The 15,765-nt window shown below is 44.1% G+C and carries 16 protein-coding genes; 8 read left to right on the forward strand and 8 right to left on the reverse strand.

Annotated features, from left to right (window positions below):
* Window positions 1-307: 307 nt before the first annotated feature.
* The 5 genes from ychF to lolB all read right to left on the reverse strand — a co-directional run bounded on the left by ychF (window position 308) and on the right by lolB (window position 4,715).
* On the reverse strand, window positions 308-1,399 hold the full coding sequence (ychF, locus tag A142_RS08500; RefSeq protein ID WP_010439159.1) for a redox-regulated ATPase YchF: 1,092 nt from the start codon (window positions 1,397-1,399) through the stop codon (window positions 308-310).
* A gap of 10 nt (window positions 1,400-1,409) precedes the next feature.
* Window positions 1,410-2,000 (reverse strand): aminoacyl-tRNA hydrolase, encoded by a 591-nt coding sequence (pth, locus tag A142_RS08505; RefSeq protein WP_004739815.1) that lies wholly within the window; start codon window positions 1,998-2,000, stop codon window positions 1,410-1,412.
* A 223-nt stretch (window positions 2,001-2,223) separates the two neighbouring features.
* Complete coding sequence (locus tag A142_RS08510; protein ID WP_004739814.1) at window positions 2,224-3,168, reverse strand: ribose-phosphate pyrophosphokinase; 945 nt, start codon at window positions 3,166-3,168, stop codon at window positions 2,224-2,226.
* Between the two features lie 27 nt (window positions 3,169-3,195).
* Complete coding sequence (gene ispE / locus A142_RS08515) at window positions 3,196-4,071, reverse strand: 4-(cytidine 5'-diphospho)-2-C-methyl-D-erythritol kinase (protein WP_032545398.1); 876 nt, start codon at window positions 4,069-4,071, stop codon at window positions 3,196-3,198.
* Window positions 4,068-4,715 (reverse strand): lipoprotein insertase outer membrane protein LolB, encoded by a 648-nt coding sequence (lolB, locus tag A142_RS08520; protein ID WP_019821587.1) that lies wholly within the window; start codon window positions 4,713-4,715, stop codon window positions 4,068-4,070. Before lolB ends, ispE begins: the two co-directional genes overlap by 4 nt.
* Window positions 4,716-4,875: 160 nt before the next feature.
* Between lolB and hemA the strand changes: the two genes are divergently transcribed.
* The 8 genes from hemA (at window position 4,876) to ybaK (ending at window position 13,131) form a co-directional block, all read left to right on the forward strand.
* Complete coding sequence (gene hemA / locus A142_RS08525) at window positions 4,876-6,135, forward strand: glutamyl-tRNA reductase (protein WP_019821588.1); 1,260 nt, start codon at window positions 4,876-4,878, stop codon at window positions 6,133-6,135.
* A 28-nt stretch (window positions 6,136-6,163) separates the two neighbouring features.
* On the forward strand, window positions 6,164-7,252 hold the full coding sequence (gene prfA, locus A142_RS08530; RefSeq protein ID WP_019821589.1) for a peptide chain release factor 1: 1,089 nt from the start codon (window positions 6,164-6,166) through the stop codon (window positions 7,250-7,252).
* Between the two features lie 5 nt (window positions 7,253-7,257).
* A complete protein-coding gene (gene prmC, locus A142_RS08535; RefSeq protein ID WP_019821590.1) occupies window positions 7,258-8,118 on the forward strand; it encodes a peptide chain release factor N(5)-glutamine methyltransferase in 861 nt (286 codons plus the stop codon).
* Window positions 8,119-8,322: 204 nt separating this feature from the next.
* Complete coding sequence (locus A142_RS08540; protein WP_009848726.1) at window positions 8,323-8,706, forward strand: SirB2 family protein; 384 nt, start codon at window positions 8,323-8,325, stop codon at window positions 8,704-8,706.
* Between the two features lie 28 nt (window positions 8,707-8,734).
* Complete coding sequence (locus A142_RS08545) at window positions 8,735-9,544, forward strand: SirB1 family protein (RefSeq protein WP_017632900.1); 810 nt, start codon at window positions 8,735-8,737, stop codon at window positions 9,542-9,544.
* 22 nt (window positions 9,545-9,566) lie between these two features.
* Complete coding sequence (kdsA, locus tag A142_RS08550; protein ID WP_019821591.1) at window positions 9,567-10,421, forward strand: 3-deoxy-8-phosphooctulonate synthase; 855 nt, start codon at window positions 9,567-9,569, stop codon at window positions 10,419-10,421.
* 456 nt (window positions 10,422-10,877) lie between these two features.
* A complete protein-coding gene (gene ushA, locus A142_RS08555) occupies window positions 10,878-12,539 on the forward strand; it encodes a bifunctional UDP-sugar hydrolase/5'-nucleotidase UshA (RefSeq protein WP_029405391.1) in 1,662 nt (553 codons plus the stop codon).
* A gap of 118 nt (window positions 12,540-12,657) precedes the next feature.
* Window positions 12,658-13,131: a Cys-tRNA(Pro) deacylase gene (gene ybaK / locus A142_RS08560; RefSeq protein WP_019821593.1), complete on the forward strand. Its 474-nt coding sequence runs from the start codon at window positions 12,658-12,660 to the stop codon at window positions 13,129-13,131.
* Between the two features lie 132 nt (window positions 13,132-13,263).
* On the opposite strand, the gene rluF is transcribed toward ybaK, so the two are convergent.
* The 3 genes from rluF to A142_RS08575 form a co-directional block, all read right to left on the reverse strand.
* A complete protein-coding gene (rluF, locus tag A142_RS08565) occupies window positions 13,264-14,397 on the reverse strand; it encodes a 23S rRNA pseudouridine(2604) synthase RluF (protein ID WP_019821594.1) in 1,134 nt (377 codons plus the stop codon).
* 192 nt (window positions 14,398-14,589) lie between these two features.
* Entirely contained in the window at window positions 14,590-15,171 is a 582-nt protein-coding gene (gene smrA / locus A142_RS08570) for a DNA endonuclease SmrA (protein ID WP_029405392.1), read from the reverse strand.
* 171 nt (window positions 15,172-15,342) lie between these two features.
* On the reverse strand, window positions 15,343-15,483 hold the full coding sequence (locus A142_RS08575) for a DUF3149 domain-containing protein (RefSeq protein ID WP_004739790.1): 141 nt from the start codon (window positions 15,481-15,483) through the stop codon (window positions 15,343-15,345).
* Window positions 15,484-15,765: the final 282 nt, after the last annotated feature.

Genomic DNA, 15,765 nt, shown 5'->3' on the forward strand with positions numbered 1-15,765 from the left:
GTGCTCTAACCAACTGAGCTAAGTAGCCATTTCCAAATTGTCGTTCATTTCGAGACGTTGCCGCTTCGTTGTGAACGGGGCGCATTATGCGTAGTTGAGCGAAACCCGTCAACTTTTTTTTTGAATAAATCGCGAATAAACATCTGTTCGGTTTCTTTTTAGGCAAAGAGGCGTATTTGTCGACAAAAAACAGGTCTAAAACGCGATATATATAGGAAGTTAAGTTTCTGATGAGGGGCAATTTAGAAAGGGGAAAAACAAAAAGGCCAGTGAATTCACTGGCCTTTTTTTAGATGTTTAATCAGAATTATACGTTGAAGCGGAAGTGAACTACGTCACCATCTTTAACGATGTATTCTTTACCTTCAAGGCGCCATTTACCTGCGTCTTTCGCACCGCTCTCACCGTTAAATTCGATGAAGTGATCGAATCCAACAACTTCAGCTCGGATGAAACCTTTCTCGAAGTCTGTGTGGATCTTACCCGCTGCTTGTGGTGCAGTTGCACCTACAGGGATTGTCCAAGCGCGAACTTCTTTAACGCCAGCTGTGAAGTAAGTTTGAAGAGTCAGTAGTTCGTAACCAGAGCGGATCACTCGGTTAAGACCTGGTTCTTCGATACCCATATCCGCAAGGAACTCTTCGCGATCTTCGTCATCAAGCTCAGAAAGCTCAGATTCGATTGCTGCACAAACAGCAACAACAACGTTGTTTTCGTTTTCTGCGTATTCACGAACAGCGTCTAGGTATGGGTTATTTTCAAAACCATCTTCCGCGACGTTTGCGATGTACATTGTTGGCTTAAGTGTTAGGAAGTTTAGGTAGCCGATTGCTGCCGCTTCTTCTTTGCCAAGTTCAACAGTACGCGCCATACCACCTTCAGTTAGAACTGGAAGTAGCTTTTCTAGTACAGTGATTTCGAATTTAGCGTCTTTGTCGCCGCCTTTCGCTTTCTTCGCGTTACGTTGAATTGCACGCTCACAGCTGTCTAAGTCAGCCAGTGCAAGTTCAAGGTTGATCACTTCGATATCTTCGATTGGAGATACTTTGCCAGCAACGTGAACAATGTTTTCATTTTCAAAGCAGCGTACAACGTGACCGATAGCGTCAGTTTCACGGATGTTAGCTAGGAATTTGTTACCAAGACCTTCACCTTTAGATGCGCCAGCAACTAGGCCCGCGATATCTACGAATTCCATTGTCGTTGGAAGGATCTTCTGTGGATTAACAATTTTTGCTAATGCATCTAAGCGTAGATCTGGAACCGGAACGATACCTGTGTTTGGTTCGATCGTACAAAATGGAAAGTTTGCTGCTTCGATGCCTGCTTTAGTCAGTGCGTTAAACAGAGTTGACTTACCAACGTTTGGTAGACCAACGATGCCACATTTAAAACCCATGATATAAACCTTATTCTGCTTTGAACGTATGTAAGCGATTTTGTGCTTTTGGTAGGCCATCTTTTAATAAGATGTCTAGGCTGCGAACCGATTCGTCAACGACGGCCTCGATACACTCTTGCTCTTTTTGAGGAGCTTTGCCTAATACATAACCTGCAACTTTATCTTTGTGTCCTGGATGGCCAATGCCTAATCTAAGACGATAGAATTCTTTATTGTTACCCTGCTTGCTGATGATGTCTTTCAGACCATTGTGTCCACCATGACCACCACCTTTTTTAAACTTTCCAATACCAGGAGGCAGATCTAACTCATCGTGAGCGACCATGATCTCTTCTGGTTTAATTTGGTAGAACTTTGCTAAGGCTGCAACTGCTTTGCCTGACAAGTTCATAAAAGTCGTTGGGATCAGCAAACGAAGATCTTCACCGTGAACCATGATACGACCCGTTAGGCCAAAGAACTTTGGTTCGTTCTTTAGTGTCACGTTATGTACACGCGCTAATTCTTCAACTACCCAAGCGCCCGCGTTGTGGCGAGTTTTGGCGTATTCTGGACCTGGATTAGCCAGTCCAACGAGAAGTTTTATTTGTTGGCTCAAGGTATGGATCTCTCTTGGGATTTCAAAAAGCGCCGTATGATATCACAGTTTATGAAAAAGGTGCGAGCTAGCTGATAGCTGCGCGATTATTCCTGTTTGTGATAACTAGAAGTGCAATATTACTCAGACATAAAAAAAGCACTTCATTGACTGAAGTGCTTAATATCTTTCTCTCGCGTGTTTCTAAAACCAAGCTTTTGTAAAAAAAGCTATTGGGCTTTGATTAGTTGAACATCGCTGAGATTGATTCTTCGTTGCTGATACGACGAATCGCTTCAGCAAGCATGCGAGAAAGGCTAAGTGTTGTCACTTTACCAGTCGCAGCCATCTCTGGAGATAGAGAAATAGAATCCGTTACGATAACTTGGTCTAGAACAGAGTTCTTGATGTTGTTCGCAGCAGTACCAGAGAAAACAGCGTGAGTTGCGTAAGCGAATACACGCTTAGCACCGCGCTCTTTAAGCGCTTCAGCTGCTTTACATAGTGTGCCACCCGTATCGATCATGTCATCAACGATAACACAGTCACGGCCTTCAACATCACCGATTAGGTTCATTACTTCAGAAACGTTAGCACGTGGACGACGCTTATCAACGATAGCGATGTCAACATCACCTAGCGCTTTAGCCGTTGCACGAGCACGTACAACACCACCAAGGTCTGGAGAAACCACAACTGGGTTTTCTAGGCCACGGTTAGCCATGTCTTCTAGAAGAACTGGAGTGCCGAAGATGTTATCAACAGGTACATCGAAGAAGCCTTGGATTTGCTCTGCGTGTAGGTCGATAGTAAGAACGCGGTCAACGCCAACGTTAGAAAGGAAGTCTGCAACAACTTTTGCAGTAATTGGCACACGAGCAGAACGTACACGACGATCTTGACGGGCATAACCGAAGTAAGGGATTACAGCAGTAATACGGCCAGCAGAAGCACGGCGCATTGCGTCAATCATTACCACCAATTCCATAAGGTTGTCATTGGTTGGTGCACAAGTTGATTGAATCAGGAATACATCGCTACCACGAACGTTTTCATTGATTTGAACAGCGACTTCGCCATCAGAAAAACGGTCTACAGTAGCATCGCCAAGAGAGATGTATAGACGATCAGCAATACGTTGGGCTAGTTCAGGTGTTGCGTTACCAGCAAATAGCTTCATATCAGGCACGGTGGAAACCTCGGGTTGCGTCCAGTTTTAAATAGATTGTGGGTGGGCTGATTGGTATTCAGCCAGAGTTTCTTTTAAAGGAGAAATGTTTCTTCCTTTCGCTACGAAAGCGGAAACTGTGTCAGGCAGTTGTTCTCGCACCAATTCGGCTTCTTTTTTGCTGTTAAATTCAGCAAAAACGCACGAACCTGTGCCAGTCAATCTCGACGGCGCGTATTGTAGCAGCCATGAAAGTTGCTTATCAACCTCTGGGTACAGCATTCGCACAATTTTTTCGCAATCGTTTACGTATTCTTGCTCTAGAAGCGTTGATAGCGCTCGCTTTGGCGTGTTTCGAGTTAATTCTGAATGTGTGAATATGTCTACAGTTGCTATGCTCACTTGAGGCTTAACCACAAGATACCATTTTTCATCCGGATTAGCGGGCTGTAGCTGTTCTCCAACCCCTTCAGCAAAGGCGGCGTGGCCTCGAACGAAGACAGGAACGTCAGCACCAAGCTTCAAACCGATCTCGGCGAGTTGATCGTCTGACAGGTTGAGTTGCCATAAATAATTCAGAGCGACCAATACGGTTGCTGCATTTGAAGAGCCTCCGCCAATACCGCCACCCATAGGCAGTACTTTCTTGAGTTCAATATCGGCACCGAAACAGGTTGAGGTATATTGCTGTAGCGCAGTAGCGGCTTTCCAGATCAGGTTGTCTTCAAGTGCTACCCCAGGAATTTCTGGTGTGATTGTTATTGAGTTAGTTTCTGAGTTTGCGGTCACCGTCAGTTCATCACCAAAATCGACAAACTGAAATAAAGTTTGAAGTTCGTGATAGCCATTGTCACGTCGACCAGTGATATAGAGAAATAAATTCAGTTTAGCCGGAGAAGGCCAATGGGTTGGCGTTGTTATCATTTTTTCAGTGTCCACTTCGAAACTACAATGTTGATTTTGTTATTGTCTTGCTTGAATGACAATCGAGTAGGGAGTGGGATTGTCTCTACCTTAGTGTTGTCTTCATCCGATAGTTGCTTATTCGGAATCTCTGTATTGCGATAGTTAGCAAAACTCAGTGTCCATAGTTGGTTGCTGACTTGTTTGGTGAGAGATTCAAGCGTGTTGGTGGTGTTCAATTGGTAGTTATCGGCTTGGTCTGGAATGCCAAGGAACCATTGTGGTAAATGATCAATAGGGATCTGTAAGCCTGTCAGCTGCTCAACCAAGACTGAAGCACTCGCATGAGTAAATACTTGATCATCATACGTCACGACTTTTGCACCCGATGGATCTATGGTTAGGTTCAATGCAGTTTGACCGAGAAAAGTCGTAAGCCTTAATTGACTTTGATTTGGTGAATGCTTCCAAATGAAATTTAGGCTTTGGCGTTGCTCCGGGGAAATGTAAGCGAGCTTGCCTGAGGCTTGATAGTTTTCTATCTGTAAAAGCCGATCTTGATGACTTTGCCATTCAACGCTGGTCGGTTGTTCTGGGGTAGACGAGCAACCCACCATAATTATGGCCATAAAAATAAGAGACGTGATTTTGAGAAGCTTGCTCATATTTGCTCACAACTTGTTCAAATTTATCTAAAAAACGCTTCAACTATAGCATTGAATTCACGAAGTCAGGAAAACAAATCCCGCTTGCTCTTTAAATAGAGCCATGCATCAAGTAAAATTCGCCCCTTGTTTCCATTCCCTGATCGAGAACTTCTGATACATGTCTTTGCTTGCCGTAGGTATCAATCACAATACAGCGTCGGTTGAATTGCGAGAAAAAGTTGCTTTTGGTCCAGATAAATTATCTGAGGCACTCAAGCAACTTAACGCGAATGCACACGTAAATGGAAGTGTCATACTTTCTACCTGTAATCGAACTGAATTGTATTGTGACGTCAAAGGCGTGGCAAAAAACAAGCTCATCGATTGGTTGTCCGTTTTCCATCAAGTGAGCCCTGAAGAGCTAAAACCGAGCATTTATGTCCATGAAGAGCAGGCGGCGATTAAACATTTAATGCGCGTAGCTTGTGGCTTGGACTCTTTGGTATTGGGTGAACCACAGATCTTAGGTCAGGTGAAGCAAGCTTATACAGACTCGCGAGAGAACAAATCTGTTGATGCTTCAATGGAAAAGCTGTTCCAGAAATCATTCTCTGTCGCGAAGCGTGTTCGAACTGAAACGGAGATCGGCGGAAGCGCGGTTTCGGTTGCTTACGCAGCTTGCACGTTAGCCAAGCACATCTTTGAGTCGATTGCCGATTCAACTGTGTTATTGGTGGGTGCGGGTGAAACCATTGAGTTGGTGGCTAAGCATCTTTCAGCGAATGGCTGTACCAAGATGATTGTGGCTAACCGAACACGTGAGCGTGCTTTAGGGCTGGCTGAAGAGTTTGGTGCTGAAGTGATCAGCCTCAATGAGATCCCTGATCACCTGCATCGAGCGGATATCGTGATCAGCTCAACCGCAAGTCCGTTACCTATCATTGGTAAAGGCATGGTGGAAACTGCACTGAAAACAAGAAAACATCAACCTATGTTGCTGGTTGATATTGCGGTTCCGCGTGATGTGGAATCTCAGGTTGGTGAATTGAATGACGCCTACCTTTATTCAGTGGATGATCTGCAGTCGATTGTTGATGGCAACATTGAACAACGCAAAGTGGAAGCGATTCAAGCGGAAGCAATCGTTAGCGAAGAAAGTGCGGCATTCATGAGTTGGATGCGTTCACTGCAAGCTGTAGACAGTATTCGTGACTATCGTAAATCGGCCAACGAAATCCGAGAAGAATTATTAAGTAAGAGTTTACAATCACTTGCCGCTGGCGGTGACCCTGAAAAAGTCTTACTTGAGCTAAGTAATAAGCTCACAAACAAATTGATCCATGCTCCAACGCGCGCACTTCAAAGTGCAGCTGAGCAAGGAGAACCTGCAAAATTAATGGTCATTAGACAGAGTTTGGGCTTAGAAAACCCTCAATAATATTAGACCTCCAACAGAATAAGACATTATGAAAGCCTCGATTCTAGTAAAGCTTGAAACACTTGTTGAACGCTATGAAGAAGTTCAACATCTACTTGGTGATCCAGATGTAATCGGGAATCAAGACAAATTCCGTGCACTTTCTAAAGAGTACTCTCAATTAGAAGAAGTGACGGCTTGCTTCCAGTCATACCAGCAAGCTCAAGAAGATCTAGAAGCTGCTGAAGAGATGGCAAACGAAGATGACGCTGAAATGCGTGAAATGGCTCAAGACGAAATCAAAGACGCAAAAGCGGCAATTGAACGTTTGACTGATGAGCTACAGATTCTTCTGATTCCAAAAGATCCAAACGATGAGCGTAACTGTTTCCTTGAAATCCGTGCAGGCGCGGGCGGTGATGAAGCGGGTATTTTCGCGGGCAACTTGTTCCGTATGTACTCTAAGTTTGCCGAGAAGAAAGGTTGGCGCGTTGAAATCATGAGCAGCAATGCTTCTGAACAAGGCGGCTACAAAGAGATGATCGCTAAAGTTAGTGGTGATGCTGTTTACGGCACAATGAAGTTTGAGTCAGGCGGTCACCGTGTACAACGTGTACCTGAAACTGAATCTCAAGGCCGTGTTCACACGTCAGCATGTACGGTTGCTGTTATGCCTGAAATCCCAGAAGCGGATCTTCCTGAAATCAAAGCGGGCGACCTTAAAATTGATACTTTCCGTGCATCAGGCGCAGGTGGTCAGCACGTTAACACCACGGATTCAGCAATCCGTATTACTCACTTACCAACGGGTACAGTAGTAGAGTGTCAGGACGAGCGTTCTCAGCATAAAAATAAAGCGAAAGCGATGGCTGTTCTTGCTGCTCGTATTGTTCAAGCAGAAGAAGAGCGCCGTGCAGCAGCGGTTTCTGATACACGTCGTAACCTACTAGGTTCGGGTGACCGTAGTGACCGTATTCGCACGTACAACTACCCACAAGGTCGTGTTTCTGATCACCGTATCAACCTTACAATTTACCGTCTTAACGAAGTACTTGAAGGTGACATGCAAAGCTTGCTTGATCCTGTACTTCAAGAGCACCAAGCCGATCAGCTTGCTGCACTTGCAGAGAACAACTAACCCGTATGCAGTCAGCATATACGGTTGAAAGTGCTTTAAAAGCAGCAATCGTAAAGCTTCAAGAGGGTGATAACACATCACCCTCCATTGATGCAGCGGTACTGCTTTGTCACGCCTTAGATAAACCAAGATCTTACCTACTGACTTGGCCTGAGAAGCACCTCACCTCAGAGCAAGAGTCTGAATTCAACGCCCTTCTAAAACGTCGCTTAACAGGTGAGCCTGTGGCTTACATTATCGGTGAGCGTGAGTTTTGGTCACTGCCGTTAAAAGTTTCCCCTTCTACATTAATCCCACGCCCAGATACCGAGCGTTTGGTTGAAGTAGCGTTGGATAAAACCTATGGCAAGCAAGGCGCGATTCTCGATTTAGGGACAGGTACAGGTGCTATCGCGTTAGCATTGGCGTCTGAGATGCCGAATCGACAGGTAACGGGTATTGATCTTCGCCCTGAAGCGCAGCAGCTTGCTACAGAGAATGCACAACGTCTCAATATCACCAATGCGACTTTTTTGCACGGCAGTTGGTTTGAGCCTTTGAGCTCTGAAGAAACTGTGAAGTTCTCTCTGATTGTTTCTAACCCGCCATACATTGAGAAGAATGATCCTCATTTGTCTCAAGGCGATGTGCGTTTTGAGCCAATCACAGCACTGGTTGCTGAGGAGAAAGGGCTTGCAGATATCCGATACATTTCTGAAAACGCTCGCGGCTTTTTGGAAAATGAAGGTTGGTTAGCATTTGAACACGGCTATGACCAAGGTTTGGCAGTTCGTGAGATTATGCAGGCGCTCGGTTATCTGGATGTTGTCACAGAGAAAGATTACGGTGGTAATGAGCGAGTGACATTGGGTCGTTACTGTTCATAGTTAGTGACTGTTCATAGATAGTGACTGTCCATCGGCTGCGGTTAATCGTCTTGTGAGCAATAGATGATGAACTTGCTAAATTTATACCTTTAACCCGACAATACATTTCACCCGATGATGCATTTAACGCAGAAATACAGAGCATTAACGGGTATTGTGTGGCTCGTGTTAACGAAAGCACATATCAAAATATAAAGGAATACCATGTACGAAGGTTTAAAACATTTTCACTTACTAACGATTGCGATAAGCGCACTGCTGCTTTCGATTCGTTTCGCTCTTATGATGGCTAACTCTCCAAAGCTTAAGCATCCTTTCTTGCAGCGTTTTCCTCATATCAATGATTCGTTGCTACTGCTATCGGGTATTGGTTTGATTTTTATCACTGGCTTTATTCCATTTACACCTGCAGCACCATGGTTAACTGAAAAACTAACCTGTGTTATGGCTTACATTGCATTGGGCTTCTTTGCACTTAAGCTAGGTAAGAACAAGCTATTGAGAGTTTTCTCTTTCTTCGGTGCACTTGGCTGGTTAGCAATGGCAGGCAAAATCGCAATGACCAAGACGCCAACATTTTTCGGTTAATTATCTCCTTATTTTCGGTTAACTATCTATGTACGAATTTTTTGATGAAGACTTTGACCAGCTAGAATTAGCTGAAGGTGCATTGATCTTAAATAAAGCGATTAACCCAGAGACTCAAGACAGTTGGGCTGAGCAAGAGCTGGCAAGATTGTTTAAAGAAGCTGAATTTGCTTTGGTTCATGAAACCGACGAACAACAGAAGTTTGAGTCTTTTATTCGACTATTCTTCTACGAGTGGGGCTTCGCTGGCGATAAAGATGCGTACTTCTCTTCAGAAAACGCATTCATTGATAAAGTGCTTGAGAGAAAGAAAGGCATTCCAGTAAGCCTTGGTGCGATCTTTCTTTTTCTAGGTCGCAAGCTAGGCTTTCCTGTAGAAGGTGTATCTTTCCCTACTCAGTTCTTGCTTAAAGTGAGCTGGTACGGGCAGGCTGCTGTCTATATCAACCCTTACAACGGTGAGTATGTTGGCGAGCAAACCCTGCGTGCATGGCTGATTGGACATGATGGCCCATTAGCTAAGCTTAAAGCGGAGCATTTAGAAGTGGCCGACCACCCAACCATTATTGGTAAGTGGCTAGCACTGCTTAAGAGTGCACTGCTAAGAGAAGAGCGTTATACGCTTGCATTGAAATGTACTGACCTAGCATTAACGTTTGTACCGGATGACCCGTATGAAATCCGCGATCGTGGATTTATCTATCAACAGTTAGACTGCCACCAAGTAGCAGCAACGGATTATCAATATTTTATCGACCAATGCCCAGATGACCCTGCATCTGAGTTACTGAAATCTCAAGTGAACGTCATGAACGAAAAGACAGTGGTCGTTCACTAATTAATAATTATTTAGAGAGAATATGATGGAACAGAAAACAGTTCACATTGGCGACATGCCAATTGCTAACGACAAGCCATTTACGCTATTTGCAGGCATGAACGTTCTTGAATCTCGCGATCTAGCAATGCAGATCTGTGAGCACTATGTGAAAGTAACAGAGAAGCTGGGTATCCCTTATGTATTTAAGGCGTCTTTCGATAAAGCGAACCGCAGCTCTGTTCACTCGTACCGTGGTCCAGGTATGGAAGAAGGTCTTAAAATCTTCCAAGAGCTAAAAGACACATTCGGCGTGAAGATCATCACTGATGTTCATACTGAAGCACAAGCTCAGCCAGTGGCAGATGTAGTTGATGTTATCCAGCTTCCAGCATTTCTAGCTCGTCAAACTGACCTAGTTGAAGCGATGGCGAAGACTGGCGCTGTAATCAACGTGAAGAAGCCTCAGTTCATGAGCCCGAACCAAGTTGGCAACATCGTTGATAAGTTTGCTGAGTGTGGCAATGACAATATCATCTTATGTGAACGTGGCGCTTGTATGGGTTACGACAACCTTGTTGTGGATATGCTTGGTTTTGGCGTTATGAAGAAGTCTTCAAACGGCAGCCCAATCATCTTCGACGTGACGCACTCTCTACAAATGCGCGACCCTTCAGGTGCTGCATCTGGCGGTCGTCGCGAGCAAACGGTTGAACTTGCAAAAGCGGGTCTTGCGACAGGTATTGCGGGTCTGTTTATCGAAGCTCACCCTAATCCAGATCAAGCTCGTTGTGACGGCCCATCGGCACTGCCTCTAGATAAACTAGAGCCGTTCTTGAAGCAGATGAAAGCACTTGATGACCTTATCAAAGGCTTCGAGCACATCGATATTAAATAGTCGAATTGCAATAATTAAGAGCCGGCACAAATGCCGGCTTTTTTGTACCTATTGCTAAGTGAGTTAACGTTATTTCGACATGTTCAAACCAAGCTAATGCATATTTTGAAATGTTATAACGTATCATTTAAGGCTTTGAATAATAAAATAAATTTAACGAGGATCACTTAATTACGGCGTTAGATTGAGTAAATCACAAATAATCTAAAAAATTATGAAAACGTTTGCCTGTGATCACTTATTTGCTCAAATGCAACTTTGCCGCTTTGTTACACACTCGATAGCGGATTAAGGTGATCTATCCTACATAAATATGAAATCACTCTGTTAGGTTTACTGTCTTAATTTAAACTACTTCAAGTTTTACCATTCTCTAACGATGTTTCTTAAGTAGACACTGGCTAAATGAGAGCGGTTGAAGCAGTGGATTCCCCTAAAAAGTTCAAAGGTATGACAATGAAGCAACGCCTTATTCTAAAGACAGCACTAAGTGCTGCAATCCTAGCTACTTTAGCTGGTTGTGCGTCTCAATCGACCCATGATTGGAACCAAGACGAAACTTACAAGCTAACTATTCTTCACACTAACGATAACCATGGTCGTTTCTGGCAGAACAAATACGGCGAATACGGCATGTCTGCGCGTAAAACGCTAATTGATCAACTTCGTGCGGAAGTTGAAGCTGAAGGCGGTAGCGTGTTGCTTCTATCTGGCGGTGACATCAACACAGGTGTGCCAGAGTCAGATCTTCAAGATGCTGAACCTGATTTCAAAGGTATGAACAAGATTGGTTACGATGCAATGGCATTGGGTAACCACGAGTTTGATAACTCACTAGACGTACTACAAAAGCAGATCGATTGGGCTAACTTCCCAATGCTGTCTGCGAACATCTACGATAAAGCGACAGGTGAGCGCAAGTTCCAAGCTTACGAGATGTTCGAAAAGCAAGGTATCAAGATTGCGGTTATTGGTTTAACAACTGAAGATACCCAAAAGATTGGTAACCCTGAATTCATCGCTGGTATCGACTTCCGTGACCCTAAAGAAGAAGCGAAGCAACTGATCGCTGAACTTAAAGAAACAGAAAAACCAGATCTTATCTTCGCAGTGACTCACATGGGCCACTACGAAAATGGTCAGCGTGGCGTTAACGCGCCGGGTGATGTGGCATTAGCACGTTACCTAGATGAAGGTGACCTAGACATGATCGTTGGTGGTCACTCTCAAGAGCCTGTATGTATGGAAGGCCCTAACGTTGCGAAGAAAAACTTCAAGCCGGGTGATGAGTGTAAGCCTGATCTTCAAAACGGTACTTACATCGTTCAAGCTCACGAGTGGGGCAAATACGTAGGCCGTGCTGACTACGAATTCCGTAATGGCGAGCTAGAAATGGTGAGCTACAATCTTGTTCCAGTTAACCTTAAGAAAAAAGTTAAGATTGACGGTAAGAAACAGCGTGTCTTTATTCAAGATGAAATCGCACAAGACCCAGAACTACTTGAGTTCCTACGTCCTTTCCAAGAGCAAGGCCAAGCACAGCTAGAAGTTCAAATTGCTGAAACTAATGGCAAGCTTGAAGGTGACCGTAACGTTGTTCGTTTCCAACAGACTAACCTAGGTCGTTTAATTGCGACTTCTCACATGGAACGCGCAAAAGCAGACTTCGCTGTAATGAACTCGGGTGGTGTACGTGATTCAATTGAAGCCGGTGATGTAACTTACAAAGACGTACTAACAGTACAACCTTTTGCAAACATCCTGACTTACACAGACATGACGGGTAAAGAAGTTCTAGATTACCTAAATGTAGTTGCGACTAAACCAATCGATTCTGGTGCTTACGCACAGTTTGCTGGCATCTCAATGACAGTGGCAAACGGTGAAGTATCGAATGTATTCATCGGTGGTAAACAGCTACGTTTAGATGAAACATACCGCTTCACAGTACCAAGCTTTAACGCTGCTGGTGGTGACGGTTACCCTAAACTGTCTGACCACCCTGGTTACGTAAACACTGGTTTTGTTGATGCAGAAGTACTGAAAGAGTACCTAGAAGCAAACAGCCCAGTAGACGTGAACAAGTACGCACCTTCTGGTCAAATGGTTTACAAGTAATTGAACCCAATAAATTTAATCACTATGTGCTGAATTAGATTGACTCTAGCACCATGATAAATTTAACTAAAGCGACGCCTCGGCGTCGCTTTTTGTTTATCTATCGTTTGGATTTGTTATGACCCCAGCCATCAATCTCGCCAAGAAAAAGAAAATCGCTCATAGCGTTCATCAGTATCATCACGATGCCAACAATACCAACTATGGATTGGAAGCCGTTGAAGCGCTTAGTCAGAATCCTAAACGCGTGTTCAAAACGCTTTTGTTCTGTTTGAACGGTGTGGCTAAAGACTTGGCTGTGGCGGTTATTCCTGTGGACCAAAAGCTAAACTTAAAGCTTGCAGCAAAAGCAGCGAAAGGTAAAAAAGCAGAGATGGCCAACCCAGATATTGCTCAGAAAACCACGGGTTATGTGGTGGGTGGAATCAGCCCGCTTGGTCAAAAGAAAGCATTGCCTACCTTTGTACACTCCAGTGCGACGGATTTTGAAACGATATGTGTGAGCGCAGGAAAGAGGGGCTTGGAAATCGAGCTAGATCCAAAGGACTTAGCCTTGCTTACCCGAGCTCAGTTTACTGATTTGTGTTTGTAGCTGACGGGCGATAATAAAAGCCATTAATCTGTCGAGCTAAATACCGTCTTCGTACCTAGTTTTGACTTAGCCAACAACAAAAAACGCCCACTAAGATAACCTAGCGGGCGTTTCTGTATTAGAGAGTAAATATTATTTCTTAAGACCTAAGGTACCACCAACGCGCTTAGGTGCTGGTTTGTTTGGTCTGTTTGATTCTTGGCTACGGTTTGTTGGTTTACCGCCTCTACGATCGTTGTTATTGCAGTCTGTACTATTGCGATCCGAGCTGTTTCTATCTGAATTAGAACGCTCTGAACGAGAGTTCGATTTCCAGTTCTCGGTATTGCCGCCGCTTTCATTATTCGATGAGTTACGACCACGCTTTGAATTAGGCGCATGACGGAATTCATCGGCATTGTTACCGCGGTAGGTGCGAGTACGGTTCTCTTTTTGGTTACGGCGCGCTGTTGAGGTTTGGTTCTCTTCACGGCTATCAAAAAGTTTAGCGTCTGTCGCTTTGCGAATGCGTTGGCCTTTCGCGTTCATTTTTGACGCATCTTCAGTACTTACTGAACCTTCACACATCGCTAAGATTTCAGTGATCTCTTCGTCGCTCAGGTAGCGCCATTTGCCATTTGGAATGCCGTCTAAAGAGATGTTCATGATACGTACACGGCGCAGTTTGAAAACTTCATAACCAAGTGCTTCACACATACGACGGATTTGGCGGTTAAGGCCTTGCGTTAGTGTGATTCGGAAAGAGAACTTAGTCTCTTTCTCTACTTTACATGGCAAAGTCACCGTATCCAGAATAGGAACACCCGCTGCCATTTTCTGTAAGAACTCACCCGTAATCGGCTTGTCGACACGAACCACGTACTCTTTTTCGTGGTTGTTACCCGCACGAAGAATCTTGTTTACGATGTCGCCATCATTGGTCAGGAAGATAAGACCGTCAGACGGTTTATCAAGGCGACCAATTGGGAAAATACGCTTATGGTGACCAATAAAGTCAACGATGTTGCCTGGAATATCTCGCTCAGTAGTACAAGTAATACCGGTCGGCTTATTCAGGGCAATGTAGATAGGCTTTTCTTTCGAACGAACAGGCTTGTTGTCGATCTCAACGTCATCACCTGGCATTACTTTCGTACCCATCTCTGGGATCTTACCATTGATAGTAACTCGGCCAGCATCAATGAGTTTGTCGGCTTCGCGGCGTGAGCAAAAACCAGTTTCACTGATGTACTTATTAAGGCGTTTAGCTTGGGATTCTTGTGACATGATATTCTCTTAGCGTTTCACAACGGAAATTTAGATAAACAAAAAGCAACTACAGGGCAGTTGCTTTTACGTTTGAATTCGTTAACTGACGACAATTTTAGCACCTAGTGTCTACTTCGGCACTAAATATCTATTGTCTAGCAAATTGGAATGGCAATGAGCGTGTCGTCGAGGTTATCAATACAACTGGTACTAACTTGATCGCTTCTGGTGTCGCTCTCTGTTTTCGAGCTTCTTGTCATTGCTCTTTCTCAACATGACGTAGACCGCGCCGGTTCCACCATGAAATTGTTGCGCCGAATGCACACATTGGACATCGTTAATTTGTGTTAGCCAATTTGCCACGTAGCTTTTCATCATCGCTGGTGGATTCGAACGTTCACCTTTGCCATGAACAATGATGACGGTACGAACATCCATCCTTAGACATTGACGCAAAAATGAAAGCACTTCATTACGTGCGTCTTTGAGTGTTTTTCTATGCAGGTCAAGCTTGGCTTGAATAGGGTACTTACCTAGACGTAGCTTTTTGTATACGCCTTCTTGAACGCCATCTTTCTTATAGGCGATAACATCATCTGGCTTCACCATCGGAGAGTAGTCGAGCGAGAGGTAATCTTTCTCGTCATCAGACAGCCACATTGCGGCTTCACGCTTGGCTAGCTGAGATTCCGTTACGCGGTGTACTTTCTGGTGTTCAGCGGTGTCATGGTCGATACGTTTCACATCGCCCATCATTTCTTGGAATAGATCTAAATCGTCATCATGAGACATAGTGTGCATCTCAAGTTAGAGAAGGATAGGTTAAGTATACCTAAGTTGGGGCAGGGTTTAAAAATGAAAAAACCGGAGGAGACAAGAGAAGTCAGCTCCGGTGCAAAGCGTTTTAACGTTTACTTATCAAGTAAATGATACTTAACAGCAAATGATTTAGGCTGAGCGACTCTAGTGAGGAGATTTGTCAGTCATAACTTTGTAGATGAAGAAGCCTCCATAAAACATCATGAGACCCAGAGCCCCGAAGATTACTATCATTGAAGATAGTCCCACCGCATTACCAAATAGGAGATCTAGCCAAAAGTCCATGTGTATACCTCAAAGTTATATGACATGGGTTAGTGTATTAACAAGCATTATCAATTCACTGATCTGGATCAATCCTGTTTCATAAGTTAAATACTTGTTGGCAACTGTGTGTTTTTCGTCACATCATGCTCGTTGTTGTATGTCTTTTGTTCGAACGATTCGAATTCACAATAAATATGAGAAAAAGCGCTTGCGGATAAATTCAGAATCCGTATTATACGCTCCATCGACAGGCAATCAGCCAGTTAGATATCTCGGTGAATAGCGCAGCTTGGTAGCGCA

Source organism: Vibrio splendidus 12E03 (genome assembly GCF_000272105.2).
GTDB classification, from domain to species: domain Bacteria; phylum Pseudomonadota; class Gammaproteobacteria; order Enterobacterales; family Vibrionaceae; genus Vibrio; species Vibrio splendidus_I.